Annotated in this window: 22 protein-coding genes; 7 read left to right on the forward strand and 15 right to left on the reverse strand. The window is 58.6% G+C overall.

The window, feature by feature from the left end; translation table 11 throughout:
* Positions 1–63: 63 nt before the first annotated feature.
* The gene (locus ASD46_RS02190; RefSeq protein ID WP_025592910.1) at positions 64–1,107 is read right to left on the reverse strand and encodes an ABC transporter substrate-binding protein; all 1,044 of its coding nucleotides are present in this window, start codon (positions 1,105–1,107) and stop codon (positions 64–66) included.
* A 292-nt stretch (positions 1,108–1,399) separates the two neighbouring features.
* On the opposite strand from ASD46_RS02190, the gene ASD46_RS02195 reads away from it, so the two are divergent.
* The 4 genes from ASD46_RS02195 (at position 1,400) to ASD46_RS02210 (ending at position 7,460) form a co-directional block, all read left to right on the forward strand.
* Entirely contained in the window at positions 1,400–2,953 is a 1,554-nt protein-coding gene (locus tag ASD46_RS02195) for a VOC family protein (protein ID WP_025592909.1), read from the forward strand.
* A 241-nt stretch (positions 2,954–3,194) separates the two neighbouring features.
* Positions 3,195–5,966 (forward strand): DUF2339 domain-containing protein, encoded by a 2,772-nt coding sequence (locus ASD46_RS02200; RefSeq protein ID WP_035198057.1) that lies wholly within the window; start codon positions 3,195–3,197, stop codon positions 5,964–5,966.
* A complete protein-coding gene (locus ASD46_RS02205; RefSeq protein ID WP_060641833.1) occupies positions 5,963–6,607 on the forward strand; it encodes an HD domain-containing protein in 645 nt (214 codons plus the stop codon). Before ASD46_RS02200 ends, ASD46_RS02205 begins: the two co-directional genes overlap by 4 nt.
* A gap of 10 nt (positions 6,608–6,617) precedes the next feature.
* Positions 6,618–7,460, forward strand: coding sequence for an MOSC domain-containing protein (locus ASD46_RS02210; protein ID WP_013635801.1), 843 nt, complete (start codon positions 6,618–6,620; stop codon positions 7,458–7,460).
* A 31-nt stretch (positions 7,461–7,491) separates the two neighbouring features.
* On the opposite strand, the gene ASD46_RS02215 is transcribed toward ASD46_RS02210, so the two are convergent.
* The gene (locus tag ASD46_RS02215) at positions 7,492–8,226 is read right to left on the reverse strand and encodes a class I SAM-dependent methyltransferase (protein ID WP_025592905.1); all 735 of its coding nucleotides are present in this window, start codon (positions 8,224–8,226) and stop codon (positions 7,492–7,494) included.
* A gap of 176 nt (positions 8,227–8,402) precedes the next feature.
* On the opposite strand from ASD46_RS02215, the gene ASD46_RS02220 reads away from it, so the two are divergent.
* Positions 8,403–9,617, forward strand: a complete 1,215-nt coding sequence (locus ASD46_RS02220) for an MFS transporter (RefSeq protein ID WP_003512255.1) — start codon at positions 8,403–8,405, stop codon at positions 9,615–9,617.
* A 2-nt stretch (positions 9,618–9,619) separates the two neighbouring features.
* Here ASD46_RS02220 and recO read toward each other — a convergent pair whose 3' ends face one another.
* From recO to rpoZ, 11 genes are all read right to left on the reverse strand, one after another.
* The gene (gene recO / locus ASD46_RS02225) at positions 9,620–10,384 is read right to left on the reverse strand and encodes a DNA repair protein RecO (RefSeq protein WP_025592903.1); all 765 of its coding nucleotides are present in this window, start codon (positions 10,382–10,384) and stop codon (positions 9,620–9,622) included.
* Between the two features lie 56 nt (positions 10,385–10,440).
* Positions 10,441–10,818, reverse strand: coding sequence for a response regulator (locus tag ASD46_RS02230; protein ID WP_025592901.1), 378 nt, complete (start codon positions 10,816–10,818; stop codon positions 10,441–10,443).
* A gap of 136 nt (positions 10,819–10,954) precedes the next feature.
* Positions 10,955–11,707, reverse strand: coding sequence for a Crp/Fnr family transcriptional regulator (locus ASD46_RS02235; protein WP_003512249.1), 753 nt, complete (start codon positions 11,705–11,707; stop codon positions 10,955–10,957).
* Between the two features lie 182 nt (positions 11,708–11,889).
* Positions 11,890–12,840: a GTPase Era gene (gene era / locus ASD46_RS02240; RefSeq protein ID WP_013635798.1), complete on the reverse strand. Its 951-nt coding sequence runs from the start codon at positions 12,838–12,840 to the stop codon at positions 11,890–11,892.
* Positions 12,841–12,923: 83 nt separating this feature from the next.
* Positions 12,924–13,637, reverse strand: a complete 714-nt coding sequence (rnc, locus tag ASD46_RS02245) for a ribonuclease III (RefSeq protein ID WP_003512245.1) — start codon at positions 13,635–13,637, stop codon at positions 12,924–12,926.
* Positions 13,634–14,380 carry a signal peptidase I gene (lepB, locus tag ASD46_RS02250; RefSeq protein ID WP_003512243.1) on the reverse strand — a complete coding sequence of 249 codons (747 nt, stop codon included), beginning with the start codon at positions 14,378–14,380 and terminating at the stop codon, positions 13,634–13,636. Before lepB ends, rnc begins: the two co-directional genes overlap by 4 nt.
* A gap of 211 nt (positions 14,381–14,591) precedes the next feature.
* Positions 14,592–14,996: a holo-ACP synthase gene (acpS, locus tag ASD46_RS02255; RefSeq protein WP_003512241.1), complete on the reverse strand. Its 405-nt coding sequence runs from the start codon at positions 14,994–14,996 to the stop codon at positions 14,592–14,594.
* On the reverse strand, positions 14,993–15,571 hold the full coding sequence (locus ASD46_RS02260) for a DUF2062 domain-containing protein (RefSeq protein WP_003512239.1): 579 nt from the start codon (positions 15,569–15,571) through the stop codon (positions 14,993–14,995). The genes acpS and ASD46_RS02260 overlap by 4 nt, the downstream gene beginning before the upstream one ends.
* 446 nt (positions 15,572–16,017) lie before the next feature.
* On the reverse strand, positions 16,018–16,164 hold the full coding sequence (locus tag ASD46_RS02265) for a hypothetical protein (RefSeq protein ID WP_003496944.1): 147 nt from the start codon (positions 16,162–16,164) through the stop codon (positions 16,018–16,020).
* Positions 16,165–16,360: 196 nt separating this feature from the next.
* Entirely contained in the window at positions 16,361–18,595 is a 2,235-nt protein-coding gene (locus tag ASD46_RS02270; RefSeq protein ID WP_003512236.1) for a RelA/SpoT family protein, read from the reverse strand.
* 132 nt (positions 18,596–18,727) lie between these two features.
* Positions 18,728–19,120 carry a DNA-directed RNA polymerase subunit omega gene (rpoZ, locus tag ASD46_RS02275; RefSeq protein ID WP_003512234.1) on the reverse strand — a complete coding sequence of 131 codons (393 nt, stop codon included), beginning with the start codon at positions 19,118–19,120 and terminating at the stop codon, positions 18,728–18,730.
* Between the two features lie 391 nt (positions 19,121–19,511).
* Between rpoZ and ASD46_RS02280 the strand changes: the two genes are divergently transcribed.
* Together ASD46_RS02280 and ASD46_RS02285 are read left to right on the forward strand one after the other, a co-directional pair.
* Positions 19,512–20,081: an NYN domain-containing protein gene (locus ASD46_RS02280; protein WP_013635795.1), complete on the forward strand. Its 570-nt coding sequence runs from the start codon at positions 19,512–19,514 to the stop codon at positions 20,079–20,081.
* A gap of 224 nt (positions 20,082–20,305) precedes the next feature.
* A complete protein-coding gene (locus ASD46_RS02285; RefSeq protein ID WP_025592897.1) occupies positions 20,306–21,805 on the forward strand; it encodes a globin-coupled sensor protein in 1,500 nt (499 codons plus the stop codon).
* Positions 21,806–21,965: 160 nt separating this feature from the next.
* Here the strand turns inward: ASD46_RS02285 and smpB are convergent, their stop codons facing one another.
* Complete coding sequence (smpB, locus tag ASD46_RS02290) at positions 21,966–22,448, reverse strand: SsrA-binding protein SmpB (protein ID WP_003512228.1); 483 nt, start codon at positions 22,446–22,448, stop codon at positions 21,966–21,968.
* 163 nt (positions 22,449–22,611) lie between these two features.
* Positions 22,612–23,496, reverse strand: a complete 885-nt coding sequence (dapA, locus tag ASD46_RS02295; RefSeq protein ID WP_003512226.1) for a 4-hydroxy-tetrahydrodipicolinate synthase — start codon at positions 23,494–23,496, stop codon at positions 22,612–22,614.
* Positions 23,497–23,761: the final 265 nt, after the last annotated feature.

Here is a 23,761-nt window from a genome sequence, read left to right on the forward strand (position 1 = left end):
GCTATTTAAAAATTGCAAACCGCCCGGACCGGCAAGCGATCCGGGCGGTCGCCGTGACATCAATCAGGGAAGCATGCGCTCTTCCTTGGGCGGCAGGTAAGCCGCGTCGAAGACCTGCACTGCCTTGACGTTGCCTTTCAGACCCATGGAAACTTTCAGGGTCTCGAGGGAGGCAGCAAGCCGGGCCGGATCGACGCCGCCCATGCCATTTTCCACCACATAGGGCGTCTTGATGTTCATGCTGTTGGCCATGTTGAGGCGTTCCAGCTCAATCGCGCTGTCAAGCGTCTCGTTACGCTTGAGCACGGCCGCCACACCCTCTTCAGGGGTCTTGACGGAATCGGCGAAGCCCTTGGCCAGCGCCTTGAGGAAACCCTTGACGGCATCAGGGTTTTTCTCAGCAAAATCAGTGTTTACCAGCACAGCATTGCCATAAAGATTCAAACCATGCTCGGCCATCAGGATGGTCGAGATATCGTCATCGGCAATGCCCTGTTTTTTTAGGTTGAGGATCACCGAAAAGGCAAAACCGAAGACGCCGTCGACATCGCCCTTGGCGAGCATTGGCTCACGCACCGGAAAGCCGATCGATTCGATCTTGATTTTGCTGTCGTCCAACCCCGCGACCTGCTTGAAGGCTGGCCATTGCGCAAAAGCGCCATCCGGCGGCGGCGCGCCGAGTTTCTTGCCTTCCAGCGACTTCGGGTCGCCAGTCACACCAAGCGACTTGCGACCCACGACGGCAAATGTCGGGCGTTCATAGACCATGTAAACGGCCTTGACCTTCTGGCTCGGATCCTCATCGAGGAACTTGATCACCGAATTGATGTCGCCGAAACCCATCTGGTAAGCGCCGGTTGCCACGCGCGGAATAGCCTCCACCGAGCCGTTGCCGCTGTCGATCGTCACGTCGAGGCCTTCGGCCTTGAAGTATCCCTTGTCCAACGCCAGCAGGAAACCTGCGGCAGGTCCCTCGAATTTCCAGTCGAGCGTGAATTTCACCGGCGTTTCGGCATGGGCGCTCGTTACCGGCAGCGACAGCCCGGCAGCGGCACCGACTGCAGCAATGGCCAGAGCTCTCGACAACAACCTACGCGTTAATATCATCTATTCCCCCTGATGGTTATGGTTGGATTGGTTGCATAAGACCCAATTCCAGCCATCAAGGCAAGATAAAATTGCATACAAAATAGCCGTTATTTTGTATGCTTATTTTAAAGGCATTCATGATCAACCGGCAGGCAAAAAGCCCGATTTTTGCCCATCCCGCATGCAACGAAGCGACAGCAATATCGTTCACGCAGCGAACACAGCGTTCTCACTTGCCGGGGTTGCGGATCAGGCGCAGCGTGGGACAAATAGGGCCACAAACGGCAGGCAAAACGGCGGGGACGGCAAGATGAATTCTGCACTGGGCATACACCACATCACGATGATCACCCGGAAGGTGCAGGCGAATGTCGATTTTTACGCCGGCTTTCTGGGCTTAAGGCTCGTCAAACGCACTGCCGGTTTTGAAGATGCCATGCAGCTTCACCTGCTTTACGGCGACGGAAACGCCTCGCCCGGCTCGCTTTTGACCTTCCTCGTCTGGGAAGACGGTGGGCAGGGCCGCGTGGGTTATGGCCAGACGCTGGAAGTTTCACTGGCGATCGACCCTGCCAGCATTGGTTTCTGGCTGACGCGCGCGCTGAAATTCGGCATCCGCGCGGAGGGCCCATCCGACGAATTCGGAACCCCTGTCATCCGGTTGAAAGACCCTGACGGCCTGATCGTCAAGCTGGTCGGCACGAACGCCTTCGCCGATGCCACGCCGCATGTGACAAACGACATCCCCGCAGAAGACGCCATTCGCCGGAGTTATGGCGCGACGATGCTGAGCGAGGTGCCGGAAGAAACCGTGGCGTTCCTCACAAGATATTTCGGCTACCGGCAGGAAAGCCAGACGGGCGCGATCCGCCGGCTCGTATCGCAAAGCGGCGACATCATCGACGTGCGCGACGCGACCGGCTTTTGGTCCAGCGCCCCGGGTACCGGCACTGTTGACCACATCGCTTTCCGCGCGAAGGATCTGGAGGAGTTGAACGCGGTTCTGGCCGAGCTGAAATCGCTGAACTCCAGCACGACGAATGCCCACGACCGAAAATATTTCCACTCGCTTTATGTCCGCGAACCGGGCGGCGTGCTGATTGAAATGGCGACCGACGCTCCCGGCATGACCGTGGACGAACCGCTGGAGGCACTCGGCGAAAATTTGTTCATCCCGCCACTCTTCATGAAGGACGAAGCGGATGTGCGCGTTGCGCTGCCGCAATTTTCGATGCCGGGCGAAGAACGTATCGTCTATCGCGACCTGCCCTTCGTGCACCGCTTCTATACGCCCGAGAAGCCGGATGGCAGCACCATCATCCTGCTGCACGGTTCCGGCGGCAGTGAAACCAGCCTGATGCCGCTGGCGCACCGCGCTGCTCCGGGCGCCACGCTTCTCGGCGTCCGTGGCCGCAGCACGGAGGAAGACATCGCCCGCTGGTTCAGGCGTCTGCCTGATTTCAGCTTCGACCAGAAGGATATCGTCTCGGAAGCGGAAGCCTTTGCCGCCTTCATTGACGGCGCCATTCGGTCCTATGGTCTGGATCGCTCTAAGCTGCGCTTCATCGGCCATTCCAACGGCGCGAATTTCTATGCGGCCTTTGCGGCACTCTACCCGGAGCTTGCCGGGGATGCGCTGCTTTATCGCCCGTTGCCGATTCTCGATAGATGGCCGGAAAGTGATCTTACCGGACGCAACTTCCTGCTCGTAGCCGGAGAACGCGACAAATATCGCGACAGAGCGGCAGATGTGCAAGGCAGGCTTGTGGCCGGCGGCGCGCGGGCAGAAGTGCAAATGATCGATGACGGTCACGATCTTGGGTTTGCCGATATCGAAGCGGCACGGCACTGGCTTGCGGCGTGACATCTGACGATACCGCGTTGCCTCGTGGTTTGTTCTCCCCCGCCGGGCAAAAAGCCACGGCAGCGGTATAAGGGGCAAAGGCCGTGAGATTGAGCAACGTTTTCCCCTCATCCGACCCTTCGGGCCACCGTCTCCCCGGCGGGCGGAAGAAACAAACGGCAACCTCCCGCATCCCTCAACCAAGCCTTGCATAAATTCGCCAAAACGGCTTTAAAAACAGCTTAGTAATTGGAGAGTCTGTTTGGAAATCCCGTTTCTCATCCTCGCCGTCATCGCAGCCTTCATCTACACGCTGGTCGCAAGCATCCGCAATTCAAGCCGCATCAAGTCGCTGGAGCGTGAGGTTCACGGCCTGAAGCGTCTGATGGCCACCGGGGCGGCCTCTCCTCTTGCCGCACAGGCGGAGGCGGATGCAGCCGCGGAAAACCCGGATTTCAGGGCGGAAGAAGAAAACCGGGCTTTGCCGGAAGAAGAGTTCGTCGAAACGGAATATCCGTCCGAAACCGAAGTGGCCGCGGCCATGGCGCCGGCGGAGAACCTTGCCAGCGCGGAAGAGACAAGTGCGCTTTCCACTGAGGCCGCATCCGCGTCAGCCCCGAAGGAAAGCTTCGAAAGTCTGCTGGGCGCACGCTGGGCAGTGTGGGCAGGTGGGCTGGCGCTGGCGCTCGGCGGCATTTTCCTCATCAAATATTCGATCGAGTCTGGGCTCCTGAGCCCGGCCGTGCGGCTTTCGCTCGCCGCCATTTTCGGCCTCGGTCTTGGGCTTGCCGGCGAGGCGATCCGCCGCAAGGCCGTACCTGGTATCGCCACCACCTATTCCAACGCCATGATACCTGGCGTGCTGACGGCAGCGGGTGCACTGACGCTGTTCGGCGTTATCTATGCCGCCTACGGCATTTACGACTACATAAGCCCCACCACCGCTTTCATACTGCTCGGGCTTGTCGCCTTCGCCACTATTGGCCTTTCACTTCTGCACGGGCAGGCGCTCGCCGGTTTTGGCCTTTTGGGCTCTATGCTGACGCCTGCGCTGATCGCCACCGAAACGCCTGATGTATGGGCGCTGTTCATCTTCCTGACGATCTCCTGGCTCGCGACAGCTGCTGCCGCGCGCAGGCAGCGCTGGACCGTGGCTCCCTCGCTTGCCAATGCCGGTCTCGGCCTCTGGGCGCTCGGCTATATCGCCATCGCCGACACGATCAGTGCCGCACCTCCGGTCCTTGCGCTGCTCGTCATGCTTGCGGGTACGATCTTCCTCTGGCCCGGACGCTATTTCGACGCAGCACCTGCCGAAACGGGAGAAACCGTAACTTCCGGGCGGCGCGCCGTTCGCGCCATGCGGCTTTTGCTGCGCCCGTCGCTTGCCATCAATCTCACCGTCTCAATGGCCGTGATCCTGCCGGCATTCAGCTTTCTCGTCATCGGCGCAGGCATCGACCTTCATCCGGCCGTGATTGTCTCAGCGCTCATCGCAGGGCTGGCGGCCCTTGGTGCTTCCCGCCGCAACGCAGTCTGGCCCGCCATTATCGCAGCACTTGGCGCGCAGGCTGCGGTCTCGGTGATGTCTCGCTCCGGGCTCGATTTCATTGGCATCATCAACGATACCTCGATTGCGCTGCCGCCGGTGCGAACCGGCTACATGGCTGAAATCGCCATGGCGCTTGGTCTTGGCGCTATTCTTTTGCTCTGCGGTTTTTCCTTCCTTAAACGCAAGGGCGCGGACGATCCGGATTTCGCCCAGCTCTGGGCGGGGATTGCAGCTCTTTTCCCGGTCTGGCTCGGAACCGCGAGCTTCGTCGAATATGGAAATCTCGGTCGTGACTGGCTGCATGCAGCCTATGGCCTCGGCCTCGGTTTCCTGCTGATCGCCGCTGCCGAATGGCTGCACCGACAAAACAACGAGGCCTATCGCAAGCCGCTCAACATCCTCGTGCTCGGCTCCTTTGCCGCATTCGCGCTAAGCCTGCACACGCTGACTGAGGGGCTTACGACAACCATACTGCTTTCCGTCATTGGTTTCGGTTATGTGCTGGCAACCCGCCAGCGCAACTGGGATGTGCTGCCCTGGGTCATGGCGGTGGCAAGTGTTGCCGTTCTTGGCCGCATCGCCTGGGAGCCGACCATCGTCGGGCCGCAAAATCTTGGGCTCACGCCGGTCTTCAACGCGCTTCTGCCGGGTTACGGCATTCCGGCGCTGCTCGCTATCGTCTCTGCCTGGATGCTGCGCGACTGGCCGGGCTTCCGGGCAAAGAACTTCCTGCAGGCCATCGCCAGCCTGATGGGCCTGCTGGCGGTCGCAATCCTCATCCGCCATGCGATGAATGGCGGCACACTGGACGAAAGCGTGCCGACGCTTGGCGAACAGTCGATCTATACGCTGCTGACCATCGGTTTTTCAGGCGTACTGATGACGCTCGATTTGAAGAGCCCCAGCCCCGTTTTCCGTTATGGCTCGATGATTGCAGGCGTTATCGCCGTCATCAACGTGCTGGTGATGCATTTCTTCACGCTGAACCCCTATTTCACCGGCGAAAATACCGGCCGCATCCCGTTCCTCAACCTGCTGCTGATCGGTTACCTGCTGCCGGCGCTTGCCTATGGCGGCCTTGCCTATTACGCACGCGGCAAGCGGCCTGCAGCCTATGTCAGCCTGCTGGCCGTGGCGGGTGCCGCACTCGGCTTTGCCTGGGCCACGCTTTCGGTCCGCCGTTTCTGGCAGGGTGAAAACATTGCCAACTGGAAAGGCTTCCTGCAGGGCGAGACCTACAGCTACTCGGTGGTCTGGCTGTTGATCGGCGTATTGCTGCTCATCGTCGGTTCGCGCTTCAATGCCCGCAGCCTGCGTCTGGCATCCGCCGCCTTCGTGCTGATCTCCGTCGCCAAGGCATTCCTGATCGACATGAGCAATCTTGAGGGCGTGCTGCGGGCGCTGTCCTTCATCGGGCTTGGCGCCGTGCTGATCGGCATCGGTCTGTTCTATCAGAAAATCCTCACCCGGCAGCCGAAGACATGATCCCGGCTGAGGCTTTTGCGCCCTATGCGGCGCTTGCGCAGGACCTGATCCCGCATGCCGCCGATGCGGGTGACGGCTCGCACGATCTTGCCCATATCCACCGCGTCTTCCGCAACGCCATGCGCATCCATGCGGGCGAAGGCGGCGATGGCACGGTGCTTGCGGCCAGCGTGCTTTTGCATGATTGCGTGGCGGTGGAGAAGAACTCGCCGCTTCGCGCGCAGGCCTCACGCCTTGCGGCGGAAAAAGCCTCCGGCATTCTGGCCGGGCTTGGCTGGCGTCAGGCCGATATTGACGCCGCCGCGCATGCCATCACCACACATAGTTTTTCCGCCAATATCGAGCCGCAGACGCTGGAGGCAAAGATCCTTCAGGATGCCGACCGGCTGGACGCCATCGGCATGGTGGGTGCTGCGCGTTGCTTTTATATTGCCGGACGCATGGGTTCGGCGCTCTTCGACCCGGCCGATCCGCTGGCAAAGGACCGTCCGCTTGATGATCGCGCCTTCGCCATCGACCATTTCGAAACCAAGCTGTTCAAGCTTGCGGATGGTTTCCGCACCGAAACCGGGCGAGAACTGGCAAAGCACCGCCATGAGCGGCTGAAACAGGTGCTGGACCTGTTTCTCGACGAAATCTGAGGAGACCTGAATGCGTGTGACCGAACTCAACATCTACCCGCTGAAAAGCGCGCGCGGCATTGTCCTCTCGAAAAGCGATGTTTCGGCGGAAGGCCTGCCCGGCGACCGGCGCGCCATGCTGACCGACCCTTCGGGCCACTTCATCACCCAGCGCGAATTGCCTGATATTGCCACGGTTCTGGCACAGCACGCGGATGGCGGCATGGTGCTTTCGCGGGAAGCAGGTGGCGAGATTTTCGCCAGGCCTTCCGGGCAGCGCATGGATGTGGCGGTGTGGAAATCGATCGTCAGCGCCAATATCGCCGATAGTGAAACCAACGACACATTGTCTGAGTGGCTTGGGCGCGAGGTGAAGCTGGTGTTCTTCGATGACATCGCAAAACGCATCGCGAGCCTCGAATGGACCGGCAACGAAACGCCCGTCACCTTTGCCGACGGTTACCAGATACTCGTCACCACCACCGCTTCACTTGCAGCCCTTAACGACAATATGCGTGCAAATGGCGAGGACGCCGTCGGCATGGAGCGGTTCCGGCCCAATATCGTGCTGGAAACGGACGAGCCGTGGGCGGAGGATCGCTGGGCGGCGATCGAGATCGGCGGCATTCGTTTCGACCTCGTCAAGCCCTGCGCCCGCTGCATCATGACGACACAGGACCAGATAACCGGCTCCCGCGATGTACCCTCCCCCATGAAGGCCATGGGCCGCATCCGCATGTCCGGCGACCGGCGCGTACCCGGCCCGCTCTTCGGCTGGAATGTCACACCGCGCGGCGAAGGCAGGCTAGCTGTTGGCGATGTGGCAAAGGTAGTCGAAGAACGGCCGGACGGCTGGGCGATCAAGAGGCGTTAAGCTGCCGGGCGATGCATCTCACGAATTCGTATCAAGGCTTCTTCGCACCGACGATCAGGAAAATCGGACGGCGGTCTTCGTGTTTCATCTCCGGCCGCTCCGCCAGCAGGGCGGGATCGGGCCTCGGTTCCGCGAGCCGCGTGATCACAAAGCCTGAAGTCAGCAGGGCGTTGAGAATGCCTGACACCGTGCGGTGATATTTGACGACATCATCCGCCATCCAGTTGGAATGGCGCACGCCCTCGTTCTGATAGTTATCGAGCGGCCAGTGCAGTATTTCGCCATCTTCGCCGTAGAACCAGTCCTGTTTGTCCAGCGCCGTGAACACGGGATGCTCGATGGAAAAGACAAAGGCGCCGCCGGATTTCAACACGGAGAAAACTCTCGCGAATGCCGCATCGAGGTCGCGGACGTAGTGCAGAGCGAGTGAGCTCAGTACCAGATCGAAGCTCTCCGGCGCAAAATCGATGTCCTCGATCGCGGCGCGGCGATATTCGATGCCGGGGCCGCCGTTTATCTCGGCGGCGCGGCGCAGCATATTTTCCGACAAATCGACCCCGACGACATGCGCCGCGCCCTGCTCTACGGCATGGCGGCAATGCCAGCCAAAACCGCAACCGAGATCAAGAACTGTCTTGTCTTTCAGCGCTGGCAACATGGCGCGCAGCTCATGCCATTCGCCCGCCTGACGCAGTCCCTCCAGAGAGCGTGGCATGGCGCTGTAGCGCTCGAAAAACTGCGGGTCGTCGTAAATATTCTGCTTCATCGTTGCCTCACCTTACCCGATGGCATTTCACCTGAGTGTCTCATCAATCGCACGAATAGTGCCGTCAAGAAAAGTTGCTAGTGGGGCAGCCTTGCAAAAGATAATATTCCTCTCATCAAAGGGGAATTTTGCGGTACAGCGTCCCACGGGGCGAGGTGCTGCATCGGGAGAGTTTCATGTCGCAAGCCACACGCCAAACCATGCCCTGGGCGATCATCGTCGCCGGGTCGCTGATCGCGGTCATGACCTTCGGGCCACGCTCGGCGATGGGCTTTTTCCAGCTACCCATGCTGGCCGATACCGGCTGGGACCGCTCCACCTTCGGACTTGCCATGGCGTTTCAGAACCTGTTCTGGGGTCTAGGCCAGCCATTCTTCGGCGCCATCGCCGATAAATTCGGCACCGGCCGTGTGCTCGTGCTTTCCGGCTTTCTCTATGCGGCTGGCCTCATCTGCATGTCCTTCGGCACTTCGCCCTTCTGGCTGCATTTCGGTGGTGGCGTGCTTGTCGGGCTTGGCATTGCCGCTGGTTCATTCAGCGTCATTCTTTCGGCCTTCGCGCGGCACGTTACGCCGCAGCAACGCTCGCTTGCCTTCGGAATCGGCACCGCGGCGGGATCGGCGGGCATGTTCCTGTTTGCGCCAATCAGCCAGGGCCTGATTTCCACCTATGGCTGGTCGGACAGTCTCGTCTGGCTTGCCGTAATGATGATGCTGGTGCCACTGCTGGCCTATCCGATGCGCGGCAATTCCTCGTCCGGCAGCCAGTCGCAGACGCAATTCAAGCAGACGGCAGGCGAGGCGCTAAGAGAAGCGCTGGGCCACAAGAGCTATCTGCTTTTGACCACCGGCTTTTTCGTCTGCGGTTTTCAGGTGGCCTTCATCACCGCGCATTTTCCGGCCTATCTCGGCGATATCGGCATCGAACCCCGCTATGCGGTCATCGCCATGGCGCTGATCGGCTTCTTTAACATCATCGGATCGCTGGCCGCCGGCGTCATTGCCCAGCGTTACTCGAAACCCTATCTGCTGGCCTATATCTATATCGCCCGCTCAATCGCCGTTACAGCTTTCCTGCTTCTGCCGCAAACGCCGCTTTCGGTCATCATCTTCGCGGCCGTGATGGGCATCCTGTGGCTTTCCACCGTGCCGCCGACCAATGCGCTGGTGGCGATCATGTTCGGCACGCGCCATCTCGGCATGCTGGGTGGCGTCGTATTCCTGTCGCATCAGATCGGCTCGTTCCTCGGTGTCTGGCTCGGCGGCTTCCTTTACGACAAGCTCGGCTCCTACGATCTCGTCTGGTGGCTCGGCGTCGGCATGGGGATTTTTGCGGCCATCGTGCATTGGCCTATTCAGGAACGACCCGCACCTCGGCCAGCAATGGCCTGAGGCTATACCGCCTTATCGAGCGCAGGCAGCACCGCCTTGCGCTCCAGTGCCTTCAACGCCGCCTGCACGAAACCGTCGCGGGCGGCGTTTTCATTGAGGCCGCGTGGATCATAGACATGGCGGTTGAGGAAATGGGCGGTGAGACGGAAGGCGGCCGCGAGGCTGTCGCGATCGGCGGCCTTCGACTGACCTTCGCTCAGGAAAGCGGGAAGCGAAAGCATACGCGCCGCATAGGGCGCCCCCGCCGTACTACAGACCGCCCTGCCCGTTTTGGGCGATACATAGATGAGATCGGTGCGCAGGCCTGTTGCCGCGCATTCCGTGAGATCGAGACCGAAACCAAGATCGTTGAGCACCGCCAGCTCGAAACGCACGAACAGTTCCCCGGCATCAACAGGATCGTGGAGATTGTCGAGAATGACGTCGAGCGCCTGATAGAGATGCGGATGCGGGTCACGCTCCGGCAGAAGCCGCAGCAGCGCGCCCATGGCCTGCACGCCATACACGGCGGTTGCCGTTTCCATCAGTTGCGCCGCCCGCAACTGCAAAGGCTCAATGCGGAATTCGCCGAGATGGTCGTCAAGCCGCGCCCGCCAGATCACATCCACCCGGTTTCCCGCCTGCAGCACCGGCTGCATGCTGCGGGAGCGCCCGCCGCGCACCATCCCCAGATGGCGGCCGCGCAAACGGGTCATCACCTCGGCGATGACGCTGGTCTCGCCATGACGCTTTACGCCGAGAATGATTGCCTCGTCCTGCCACTGCATGAAATCTGTCCGAATTCCGATTCAAGCCCGATCATAACCGATCTGACGGCGAAACGTTATTCTTTTACGGTGTCGCGCGCCGCAGCAACGAGCGTCGTCACGAAATCGGCGATTTCGTTTTCACCGAAAGGCTTGCCCAGCAGGGGCGCATGCACGAGATCTTCGGGAAAACCACTCGTGTCGCCATAACCGCTGACGAAACCGAAGGGAATTCCGTGATCGCGCAGGTGGCGGGCAAAATCGTAACTCTTGCCGTCGGAAAGGCTGACGTCGAGAAGCACGCAATCGGCGCCATCCCGCCCTAATGCGTCCTGTGCCTGCGCAAGTGTCGTCGCAATCGTGATGGTTTCAACGCCGATGGACTGGAGAACCGCCTCGACGTCAAGCGCCACCAGATATTCATCTTCAACGATGATGCAGCGTTGTGGCACCATGTTTCTTCTTCTTTCAACGTGAAGGGAACCAGACGGATTTGCGCCGCTGTCGCCAATGTGATTTTCAAGCGCCATGTCGACAGAGTTCGCAAATTACGGACCCAACGTCATTTAAAAAAGACATGTCGAAAAAAGATCAGATGAAGGGTCTTGGCCGCTTTTCATCGTTTTGCCAACCGGCAACATGGCTCAGTCCGGCATCGTCCAGCACCAGACAGCCCTTGTCCGTCCAGCGAATCAGACCGCGATCGACAAGCTTTCTCAAGGTCTTGTTGGTGTGGACGATGGAGAGGCCGAGCGTATCGGCAACGTGCTGCTGGGTCACCGGGATCGGCGTTTCGCCCTGCACGAGATTAACCGCCTTTGCCTTGCTGTAAAGGAACGCGATGAGGTAGGCAGCACGCTCGATTGCTGTGCGTCGGCCGATGCTGAGCAAGTGGTTGTCGAGCATGCGCTCCTCGCTTGCTGCAATCCACGTCAGGTCATAGGCAAGGGTCGGATGATCGGTGAAGAGGTTGTTGAGTCGCGAGCGCTCGAAGACACACAGTGTCACCGGCGACAGCGCCTCCACCGAATGCTGCATTTCCCCCATGACCGTGCCCTGCAGGCCGACTAGATCGCCTGGCATGACATAATTGAGGATCTGCCGCCTGCCGTCTTCCAGTGTTTTATAACGGAAAGCCCAGCCTTGAAGGACAGTGTAGAGATGGGCGCTGTGCGACCCTTCCATCAAAATGACGGAACCGCTTTCCACCGCCAGTTCCCCTGTCTTGAAACGGGAGACGAAATCCAATTCGGAAGAGGAAAAGTCCCTGAAATGCGGCAGGTCGCGCAAGGGACAGTGCTGACACGGGGTGGTGGAAATTCCGTTCGGTTTTTTTGGCGACATGAATATCCATCATCGAAAAAAAGGTTGCGCCCAATCGTTTTGGAACAACCCACCCGAATGCATTCGGTTCCCGATAAAAGGTTGAAGATATTCAGAATGTTCGTTGTGTGCCGTTCCGTTTCCGGCCGGCACATCCACATTCCTGTGCCTGTCACAGGAATATGGGAGGAACCGTATGTGCCTTATCCCCGCGGAAATTCCAGGCCCATTTCGCGGAAACGTTCGGGGTCGTCGCCCCAGTTTTCGCGAACCTTGACGAACAGGAAGAGGTGAACCGGCTGTTCGAGGATTTCAGACAGTTCCTTACGCGAGGCGGTGGAGATCGCCTTGATCGCGTCGCCGTTCTTGCCGAGAGCGATCTTCTTCTGGCTGTCGCGCTCGACGTAGATCACCTGCTCGATGCGCACGGAGCCGTCCTTGCGTTCTTCCCACTTCTCCGTCTCGACATGCGAGGCGTAGGGAAGCTCCTGATGCAGACGCAGGAACAGCTTTTCGCGGGTGATTTCGGCGGCAAGCTGGCGCATCGGAAGATCGGAAATCTGGTCTTCCGGATAATACCACGGACCTTCCGGCAGGGTATCGACCAGATAATCCATCAGGTCTTCGCAGCCCGAACCGTTGGTGGCCGAAATCATGAAGGTCCGGTCGAAGGTCACGTGCTCATTGGCGGCGGCAGCAAGCTTCAGCAGGTCTTCGCGCTTCACCTGGTCGATTTTGTTAAGGCAGAGGATTTTCTTCTGCGGAACATCCTTCAGCCCCTCGAGAATCGCTTCCGCATCACCCTTCAGGCCGCGTTCGCTGTCGATCAGCAGCAGGATGAGATCCGCATCCTTCGCTCCGCCCCAGGCCGAGGTGACCATGGCGCGGTCGAGCCTGCGGCGCGGCTTGAAGATGCCGGGCGTGTCCATAAAAACAATCTGCGCATTTTTGTGAATGGCGATGCCGCGCATAACGGCGCGCGTCGTCTGTACCTTGTGGCTGACGATCGAAACTTTTGCACCCACCAGCCTGTTGACCAGCGTCGACTTGCCGGCATTGGTCGGGCCGATGAGGGCCACAAAGCCGGAGCGGGTCGGAAGGGCGATGTCTTCGCCGGCAACGGCGGGGTTTTCGTGATCGGTCATGATATCCATTCAAGGTCTGAGGTATTCAACATGCGGCCACAAGGCTCGCCATGCGCTCGATTTTAGCGCCACTATCTTTCGGGCGCTCAGTTCTAGGTGGAGCTTTTCTGCCAGACGCCTTCGCGTTCCAGCAATCTGGTTGCTGCCACCTGTTCGGCTGCGCGCTTGGAACGCTCGACGCCGGTTTCCGGCTTTACGCCGGGAATTTCCACCGTCACGGTGAAGCTGGGATCGTGATCCGGTCCGGAGCGATCGTCAACCCGATAAGCGGGCGTAACCGCAAATCTGGCATGCGCCCATTCCTGCAATTCAGTCTTGGCATCGCGCCGTCCGGCATCCACGCGCGTTGCGCGGCCCTGCCAGTATTTCAGAATGAACTTGCGGGATGCCTCCAGACCACCATCCAGATAGAGAGTGGCGATCAGGCTTTCGACCACATCGGCGCGCACGTTCAGCATCGCTTTGCCGGTCAGCTTCTTCACATCCGATCCGGTGCGAATGAAATTATGCAGGCCCATTTCGTCGCCGATAGCGGCGCAGGATTCGGCGCTGACAAGCTGGTTGAGGCGAACCGAAAGCTCACCTTCGCTGGCGTTGCGGAAGGTAGAGAACAACAGCTCGGCAACACAAAGGCCGAGAACGCGGTCGCCCAAAAACTCCAGCCGCTCGTAATTGCCCGCCGCAGCGGAACGGGCACTCGCATGGGTCAAGGCCCGGTCGAGCCGGGCCTTTTCCTTGAATTCATATCCGATCAACGCTTCGAGACGGGAAATCTCCGCAATCGACAGCGGCTTGGTCTTGCTCATCCCACAACCTTGAAGAGACGGTCCCAGCGCATGTTGGACGGCCAGTCCCAAATGCGGCTGAACGGCGTGTCATTGCCCAGCGAGAAGAAGATGACGCTGGCGCGGCCGATCAGGTTTTCTTCCGGCACGAAACCGACATCGAAACGGCTGTCGAGCGAGTTGTCGCGATTATCGCCCATCATGAAATAATGGCCTTCCGGCACCAGGAATTCGCGGGTGTTGTCGCCGCGCGAATCGGGCGACTGGTCGAGCGTGTCGAAGGTGACGCCATTATCGAGCGTTTCGCGGAACACCGGTACATTGGCGCCCGGATCGGCACGGTAATCGGAGGTGAAGGTGCCATCAGGCTGCTTCGGAACCGGCTGGCCGTTGATGAACAGCACGCCGTTCGTCACCTGAATGCGGTCACCCGGCAAGCCGACGAGACGCTTGATGTAATCGACTTCAGGATTGGGCGGCAGGCGGAAGACCACGACATCGCCGCGCTTGGGCTTGCTGAATTCGAGGATACGGCCGGAAAACAGGTTCGGCGAAAAGGGCAGCGAATATTTCGAATAGCCGTAGGAGAACTTGTTGACGAAAAGATAGTCGCCTACCAGCAGCGTCGGCATCATCGAACCTGAAGGGATCGTGAAGGGCTGAAACAGCACGGTGCGGATGACCATGGCCAGCAGCAGCGCCTGAATGATGACCTTGACGTTTTCCCAGAGGGCGTTCTGCTTCTTTTCAGCTTTTTCGGACACTTAAAGACCTGCCTGATTGTTTACCGGTTCCTGCGATTTGACGGAGGCGTCCGGGCCGTTGTTGCTCGCGACTGCGGCGGGGTGAAGCAATTTTTCACGCAGCCAGCGACGCTTTCATATTTCTGCGACTTCTCTAGAACCTTTCCAGCCGGAAGGGAAGCGCTTCTGTCATACGCCTGCAAATAGGCCGCCAATGCGGCAGCCGCCGGTCTCAGTCGCTCACGGGAAGCGCCTCGATAATCACAAATGCCTGAGCGTAAGGGTAATCGTCCGTGATGGTCAGATGGATATTGGCGCGGTGACCGGCGGGCAGCATGGCCGCCAGCCTTTCTGCGGCACCGTTGGTGAGCGCCATGGTTGGCTTGCCGCCCGGCAGATTGACGACCCCCATGTCCTTCCAGAAAACGCCGTTCGCAAGGCCGGTTCCGAGCGCCTTGGAACAGGCTTCCTTGGCGGCGAAACGCTTGGCGTAGGATGCCGCGCGGTTCTTGCGGCCATCGGACTTGGCGCGCTCGATATCGGTGAAACAGCGGTGCGTGAAACGTTCACCGAAACGGGTGAGCGAATGTTCGACGCGGCGGATATCGATCAGGTCGCTGCCCAATCCAAGGATCATTTCAACATCTCCAGAGACGCGTTTTTATTGGCGGCGCGATGCGCGAGATTTTCCATCTTGCGGCGCTGGAAACCGCTGATGAGGCTATAGACGGTGATATAGGCGATGACCGCGCTCACGGCCGCGGGCAGAAGCGCACCGACGGTCATGGGTTCCAGCACCGGCCTCCATATCTGCCGGAATTCGAGGTGGCTGAACAGCGCAACGAAATCCACATGCGCAACCCCCGCCTCCTTCTGTCGTCCGAGCAGGAAATGCCCGAGTTCCCAGGTGGACGCCCAGATGAAAGGAAATGTCAGGGGATTGGCGAAGGTGGTGCCGAGTGCTGCCGCGACGAGATTGACGCGCATGAGGAAACCGAGCGCCATGGCGATAATGATATGCACGCCGAGAAACGGTGTCCACGCCACGCCGATACCGAGCGCGACACCGGCGGCAATCGAATGCGGAGACGCAGACAACCGCAGGAGACGCAGCTTCATATAGCGCAGCGAACGGGTAAAACCCGTGCGCGGCCAAAAGAGGTCACGAATCTTCTCTGAAAAACCAACGGGTTCACGGCGGCGAAACGGCATGGGGGCAGTCTATTTCATCGCCCCGGCTGAGCCAAGAGCATCGTATACGACACGGGGATTTCTTTTGCAGGCATATTTTCCCCGTCATTCCGGCCTTTAGCTGGAATTCCGCCCACGCCACATGGCATCACCGAGTATACGAACCTTGCCGAACACTCTGACGTCATCCTCAGGCTTGTCCCGAGGATTTGCAACCGATTGATTGAATGCAAGGCTATCAAATCCCTGGGACGCGCCAAGGATGACGTCGAGGAAACAAGCACCTCTCGCCGTCAAATTCGTTTCAAAAGCAGCATGTCCTATCATTTAGACTGGACAGCGGTGCACGCCCGTTCGTAACGCGCATTCACTCAGCCTTACGAGACACGAGAAGGAGCTGACCGATAACGGCCACCCACCTTCCAAGTCCCATACGCATGGCGAACGGCTGCCATGCGCTGAGTGCATTACCGGCGGAACAGGCCGCGGTCGATTTCGCGCTGGCGGAACTCGAGGTCGACATTCGACACGGAGCCGCTGAGATATTCGAATTCGCGTTCCTGGGTCGTCTTGCCACGAACTGCACGGGCGATCTTGCGAAGCGGAGTAAACATGATTTCATGTCCTTTCAGTTTGGAAATGGCGTTTCTCATCGGGGTAGGACCACCGGCACGCCGCGTTTTCCGTTTTCAATTTCTGAAAGGAAGATAGTCGCAAACCACATGCGCGACCAGAGACAGTAAAAGGCCGCTGCCATGCATCCAATGCATAACAGCGGCCTTTTGGAATGTGCGAATGATCAAAAATGCCTCAATCGAAGGCACGTTTGACCGTGGATACGCAATCGAGGTCTTTCAGCTGCGACAGCAGCTGGTTGAGTTGCCGTAAATCCCAGACTTCGACATCCAGCGCCAGTTCGGAGAAATCCGTGCCGATGCGGACCATATTCAGGGCGCGTATGTTGACATCCAGCGTCGCGATCGATTGCGCCACGGAGGCGAGCGTGCCGGGTTCGTTCAGCGCGTTGATCATCACCCGCGCCATGAAGCGCGACTTGTTCGCCTCATCAAGATCCCAGCGGACATCAATCCAGCGCTCCGGCTCATCGTCGAAACGCTGCAGCGCCGGCGCCTGAATGGGATAGATGGTGATGCCCTTGCCTTTTTCCATGATGCCGACGATGCGATCACCCGGAACGGCGCCGGCGGCACCGAAATGCACATCGACATTGCCGGAAAGGCCACGGATGGGCAGCGGGTCTGGCCCATCGAGCATTTCGGCTGCGCCATCGTCTTCCAGAACGGAGCGCGACTTTCCGGGGATCTTGAAGACCATACCGGAAGCGCTGCGCATGTTGAACCAGCCGTCGTCGCCGGTCATCTTCACCGTCACGCGCTCGTCCTGATAATCCGGATAGACTGCACGCAGCACGTCGAGCGAGGAGACCTCGCCGCGCCCAACGGCGGCGATAGCGTCTTCCACATCCTTCTGCGCCAGACGATGCAGCACGGGTTTTAGCGCGTCACGCGAGAAGGCCTTGCCGGCACGTTCGAAAGTGCGCTCCAGAATACGGTAACCGAGACCCGAATATTGCTTGCGAATGGCCATGCGCGTGGCGCGGCGGATGGCCGAGCGGGCCTTGCCCGTCACCACCACCTCTTCCCATGCAGCGGGCGGAACCTGCACGCCGGAGCGGATGATCTCCACCTCGTCGCCGTTGTTGAGCCGGGTTACAAGCGGCATGATCCGGCCGTTGATCTTGGCGCCAACCGTGGTGTCGCCGATATTGGTGTGCACCGCATAGGCGAAATCGATGGGGGTGGCGCCACGCGGCAGCGCAATCAGCTTGCCCTTGGGCGTGAAGCAGAACACCTGGTCCTGGAACAGTTCCAGCTTGGTGTGTTCGAGGAATTCTTCCGGGCTGTCGCCTTCTGCCAGCGATTCGATGGTGTGGCGCAGCCAGGAATAGGCGTTGCTCTCCGGCGAGAGCAGATCGCCCTCCCCGTTTTCGCCGTCCTTATAAAGCGCATGGGCGGCAATGCCGAATTCGGCGATTTCGTGCATGCGCTTGGTGCGCAGCTGCAACTCAATACGCTGGCGCGAAGGGCCAACGATCGTGGTGTGGATGGAACGATAGTCGTTCTGCTTCGGCGTGGAGATATAGTCCTTGAAGCGGCCGGGTACCACGCGCCAGCGGGTGTGGACAATGCCGAGCGCCCGGTAGCAGGAAGGAATATCGTCCACCAGAATGCGGAAGCCGTAGACGTCGGACAGTTGCTCGAAAGAGAGCGATTTCGACTGCATCTTGCGGAACACCGAATAGGGCTTCTTCTGACGCCCCTTGACGCTGGCGCCGAGAAGGCCATTCGCCACGAGTAGCTCGCGCAGCTCGTCCTCGATCTTCTTGATGAGCCCTTCGTTGCGCGTTTCCAGTTCCTGAAGGCGGTTGGTCACCGTCTCATAGGCTTCCGGATTGAGGTAACGGAAGGACAGGTCCTCCAGCTCGTCGCGCATGTCCTGCATGCCCATGCGGCCGGCCAGCGGCGCATAGATTTCCATGGTTTCTTCGGAAATGCGGCTGCGTTTGTCCGCCGGCATATATTCCATGGTGCGCATGTTGTGCAGGCGGTCGGCCAGCTTGACGAGAAGAACGCGCACGTCGTCGGAAATGGCAAGCAGCAGCTTGCGCAGGTTTTCGGCCTGCTTGGCCTTGCGCGTGACGAGATCGAGTTTCTTGAGCTTGGTCAGCCCCTCCACCAGTCTGCCGATATCCTCGCCGAACAGCTCGTCGATTTCAGCGCGGGTAGCGGTGGTATCCTCGATCGTATCGTGAAGCAGCGCCACCGCGATGGTCGATTCGTCGAGATGCATTTCCGTCAGGATGGCGGCAACTTCCAGCGGATGCGAGATATAGGGGTCGCCATTGGCCCGCTTTTGCTGGCCATGTTTCTGCATTGCATAAACATAGGCCTTGTTCAGCAGGGCCTCATTCGCATCCGGTTTATATTTTTGAACCCGCTCAACGAGTTCGTATTGCCGCATCATGCGATATTCCACAAAAAGAAAGCGCGCCAACCTTGGGGTCGGCGCACAATGCTGCATCAATAGGGATCAGATTATGACGGCAAATATTGACAGACGGTAACCACCGCCTGCCAATGGCGTCATAAAGTCAGATCAATAGTCGTCATTTTTTTCCGGCGGCACAAGGCCTTCGATACCGGCCAGCAGTTCTTCTTCCGACATCTGGTCGAAAGTAACGGTTTCCGGCTGGTCGTCCTCTTCGCCATCGGCAGTAGCGGAGGCTGCGAGCGTAACCGGATCGGGCTCGGGCTCGTCCACTTCCACATGCTTCTGCAGCGAATGGATGAGGTCTTCCTTGAGGTCGTCGGGCGAAAGCATCTCGTCGGCGATTTCGCGCAGAGCGACGACCGGGTTCTTGTCGTTATCGCGGTCAACCGTGATGGACGAGCCCTGGGAAATCTGGCGCGCACGGTGGCTGGCGAGAAGGACCAGCTCGAAACGGTTGTCTACTTTATCAATGCAATCTTCAACTGTGACGCGGGCCATTGCCTGTCCTTTGCGAGTCGTAATGTCGTGGATCAGAGCGCCGTGCTTTCTTGAGGATGCACAAGGGATGCTCTAACCTATTGAATCTGCGCTTCGTGCCTTGCGAAAAACGCTTTGGATTCCTCGCGACGAAACCTTCCAGCTTCCGATACAGCCATTGGCCGCGGAATTCAAGTTTTTCCTGTCTTTGGCGTCTTTTGGCACCTTATTGCCCTTGTTTGGCGTCTGATGAACAAAATGTCTAGAAGAATTGTCTTGGAATACGGGTGAAGTTACCTTACTTAAAACGCAACGGCGCTACGCAAAATTCGTTGATACGACATGATTTTTCGCATTTGCGACCGGAAATAAAAGCCAGATAATGGCCTTTCCAAAAAAGGAATGGGATGGAATGTTCGATCCACGGGAGAAAATTGCGCTCTTTATAGATGGAGCCAATCTTTATGCAGCATCTAAAAGCCTGGGGTTCGATATCGACTATCGCAAGCTTCTTAAGGCGTTTCAGAAGCGCGGATACCTGCTGCGCGCCTACTATTACACCGCATTGATCGAGGATCAGGAATATTCCTCGATCCGCCCTCTGATCGATTGGCTGGATTATAACGGCTACAAGGTCGTGACGAAGCCGGCGAAGGAATTCACCGACGCGCTCGGTCGCCGCAAGATCAAAGGCAACATGGATATCGAACTTGCTGTCGATGCCATGGAACAGTCAGAGACCGTCGATCATCTGGTTCTGTTTTCCGGTGACGGCGACTTCACCAAGCTGGTGGACGCGCTTCAGCGCAAGGGCCGCAAGGTTTCCGTGGTGTCCACCATGGCAACGCAGCCCGCAATGATCGCCGACGATCTGCGCAGGCAGGCAGATCACTTCATTGATCTCATGACCTTGAAGGCCGAAATCGGGCGTGACCCGAACGAGCGCCCTGCCCGGCACGTCGAAAGCCCCGAGACGATCTGATCCCGGTTTTTAAGCCGCCGACCTAATGACAACGCGTCCGTCTGCAAGGCGGGCGCGTTTTTGTTTGGCTCCACAACCGTGTATTTCTGCCGGAAAATTCCTCTTAAAATTAACAAACATCAAATTCGGCCAGTCAAAATTATATCTTGGTTAATTTTAGACGTGTCTAAATCACCCAACGGCACCAACGACATGATTTCGGTGTCAAATCAGGATGTTCAGACATGCATGGCCAAGTAAAGACCAATCAACAACTCGACGAAAGACTTAATTTTCTGGGGCTTGGCCAGGAGCAACGACAAAACCTTTCGGACATGAAGGGCGTCATTACAGGCTCTCTCGACGCCTCTCTCGACCGTTTTTATGCGAAGGCGCGCTCCGTGCCGGAAACGGCGAAGTTCTTTGCAAGCGAAGCACATGTCCAGCATGCAAAAGGCATGCAGATGAAACACTGGGCAAGAATTGCCTCCGGCGCCTTCAACTCGGACTATACCGATGCCGTGACGGCCATCGGCCGTACCCATGCAAGGCTGGGGCTGGAGCCGAGATGGTATATTGGCGGTTACGCGCTGATGCTTGATGGCATCGTCAAAGCCGTTATCAATTCGGAACTGAAGGGCCTTTTCCAGGAAAAGAAGGCCAAGAAGCTGAACGACGCCCTGACGGTAACGATCAAGGCCGCCCTTCTCGACATGGACTATTCGATCTCCGTCTACCTCGACGTGCTTGCCGCCGAGCGGCTGAAGGTCGAGGAACAACAGGCGCAGATGAAGAAGGAGCAGGAGCACGTTCTCGAACTGCTCAACAACGCCCTGAACAAGCTGGCGAATGGCGACCTCACCTCCAGCATCAATGAAAAGACTGCACCGCAATTCGAGGGGCTGATTGCCAATTTCAACGCTGCGGTCGGCAATCTCGCGGGTGCATTCTCGCAGATCGTCGAGGAAGCCAACAAGATATCAGGCAATACGCGCGAACTGACATCGGCTACCGACGACATGGCCCGCAGAACGGAGCAGCAGGCAGCAGCCCTTGAGGAAACCGCCGCCGCCGTGGAGGAAATCACCACCATTTCCAAGCTTTCGGCGCAGCGCTCCGAAGAAGCCAAGGCCATCGTCGAAAGCTCGGCCGCCGAAGCGGCGCGGTCACGGGATGTGGTGACGGAAGCGGTAAAAGCGATGGGCGCCATCGAGGAATCGTCGCAGAAGATCACCCAGATCATTTCCGTCATCGACGAGATTTCGTTCCAGACGAACCTTCTGGCGTTGAATGCCGGTGTGGAGGCCGCGCGTGCCGGTGAAGCTGGCAAGGGTTTTGCCGTCGTCGCCCAGGAAGTGCGCGAGCTGGCACAGCGTTCAGCCAACGCCGCCAAGGAGATCAAGACCCTCATCACCAAATCCTCGGAGGATGTGATGCAGGGCGTATCGCTGGTCAATAAAACCGGGCAATCGCTGAATACGATCGGCAACAAGGTGGATCATATTCAGGAACATATCACCTCACTGACCAAGGCGGCCCAGGAGCAGTCCGTCGGCATTCAGGAAATCAGCGCCGCCATCAACAGCATGGACAATCTGACCCAGAAGAATGCGGCCATGGTGGAAGAAACCAACGCGGCCACGCACAATCTGAGCGATGTGAGCGCCAATCTGGCGGCACTGGTCAGCCGGTTCAGTGTTTCGGCGTCGGCGTCCTATGTGGAGCGGACTTATAGGGCGGCGTGAGAGCTGTCTATTCAAGAGGCGAAAGCATCCCCGCTCTCATTCCTGTGCTTGTCACAGCAATCTAGCCAGACCAAATCCTTGGGCTGAAAAGAACTCTCTCGCCGCGCGGACGCGCGGCGGCTTGATTCCTGCGACAAGTGCAGGAATGAGGGAGTAAGCTCTAGGCGTTGTTGCCCTTCAACAGCCGCGACTTCTGCCGGTTCCAGTCGCGTTCCTTCTCCGTCTCGCGCTTGTCGTGCAGCTTCTTGCCCTTGGCCAGTGCCAGTTCCAGCTTCGCACGGCCCTTTTCGTTGAAATAGACCTTCAGCGGCACCAGCGTCATGCCTTCACGATTGATGCCGGCACGCAGACGGTTGATCTCGCGCTTGTTCAGCAGCAACTTGCGACGGCGGCGCGGCTCGTGGTTGAAGCGGTTGGCCTGCAGATATTCCGGCAGGTGGGAATTGATGAGCCAGATTTCATCGCCCTCGTCCGATGCGTAGGATTCGGCGATGTTCGCCTTGCCTTCGCGCAGCGCCTTGACCTCGGTGCCGGTCAGCACCAAACCCGCCTCATAGGTGTCGATGATTTCGTAGTTGAAACGAGCCTTGCGGTTTTCCGCAACGATCTTGTTCACCACGCGCTGGCTGCCTTTGGGGGCCATGATATTTCAATCCCTTGTTTTTCTTATTGCGCCTGCGGCTTGTCCGCCACGAGCGGTTTTCAAGTTTCTATTTAGTATCGTCGTTACGAAAAGAAAAGGCGCGCGAAACGGCTTCTGTCGCGAAGCAGTCCCCTTGCGCGCCTTTCGGGTTTCAGGTGCCCCCTCAGTTCATCAGGCCGGCGTGCTTCAGTGCCGCGTCGATTGCCGCTTCCGTTGCCGGTTCCAGCGTGCTCATCAACGGCGAGCGGACCTTGCGGTTGCCGCCACGGGTCTTCGAAAGCGCATATTTTGTGCCGCAGACACCAGGTTCCATGAAGATGGCCCGGTGCAGCGGCATCAGGCGGTCCTGATACTCCAGCGCCTTGGCGTAGTCGCCTGCTAGCATGGCCGCCTGGAATTCAGAACAGAGGCGTGGCGCAACATTGGCGCTGACCGAAATGCAGCCGACGCCGCCATGGGCGTTGAAGCCGAGCGCCGTGCCATCTTCGCCGGACAGCTGGATGAAATCCTTGCCGCAGGAAATCCGCTGTTCGGAGACGCGGTCGAGCTTGCCCGTCGCATCCTTGACGCCGACGATGTTCTTGTGCGCCTTCACAAGCGCACCCATGGTTTCCGGCGACATATCCACCACCGAACGCGGCGGAATGTTATAGATGACGATCGGCAGTTTCACTGCTTCCGCAACTGCGGAAAAATGGGCGAAAAGCCCCTTCTGCGTCGGCTTGTTGTAATAGGGGGTGACCACCAGCAGCGCATCCGCGCCGGCATCCTGCGCGTGCAGGGCAAGTTCGATCGCTTCATCGGTATTGTTGGAGCCAGCGCCCGCGATGACCGGAACCCGTTTCGCCGCTACCTCGATGCACAGCTCGACCACACGTTTGTGCTCGTCATGGGACAGGGTTGGAGATTCCCCCGTCGTGCCCACAGGCACAAGTCCGTTGCTGCCTTCGGCAATCTGCCATTCCACATGGGCGGCAAATGCCTGTTCGTCCACGGCACCATTGTCCGTGAACGGGGTAATGAGGGCGGGAATTGATCCCTTGAACATACAAAGCTCCTGGCGCCGAGCCGGTTCATGCTTCGGCCGCATTCGATGGTTAAAACCGGCACACATTAGTGCCAGCCCTTGGCGCCGACAAGCGCAAAGGCAGCCTATTTTGTCCGAAATTGTCGGAAGTGTGACAGTCGCGGAAGCTCACGCGGCAGGCAAAAAACGAGGCGGTGGAATTTTACGCCGCTCGCAGACCGGTGAATAAAAGTTGATTGGAGTGCCGAGCGGAAAGTAAGGTTTCGTTAAGCACAGTCTCCGTAGA

Origin of the sequence: Rhizobium sp. Root491, from assembly GCF_001427205.1 — a bacterium.
In the GTDB taxonomy this organism is placed as follows: domain Bacteria; phylum Pseudomonadota; class Alphaproteobacteria; order Rhizobiales; family Rhizobiaceae; genus Agrobacterium; species Agrobacterium tumefaciens.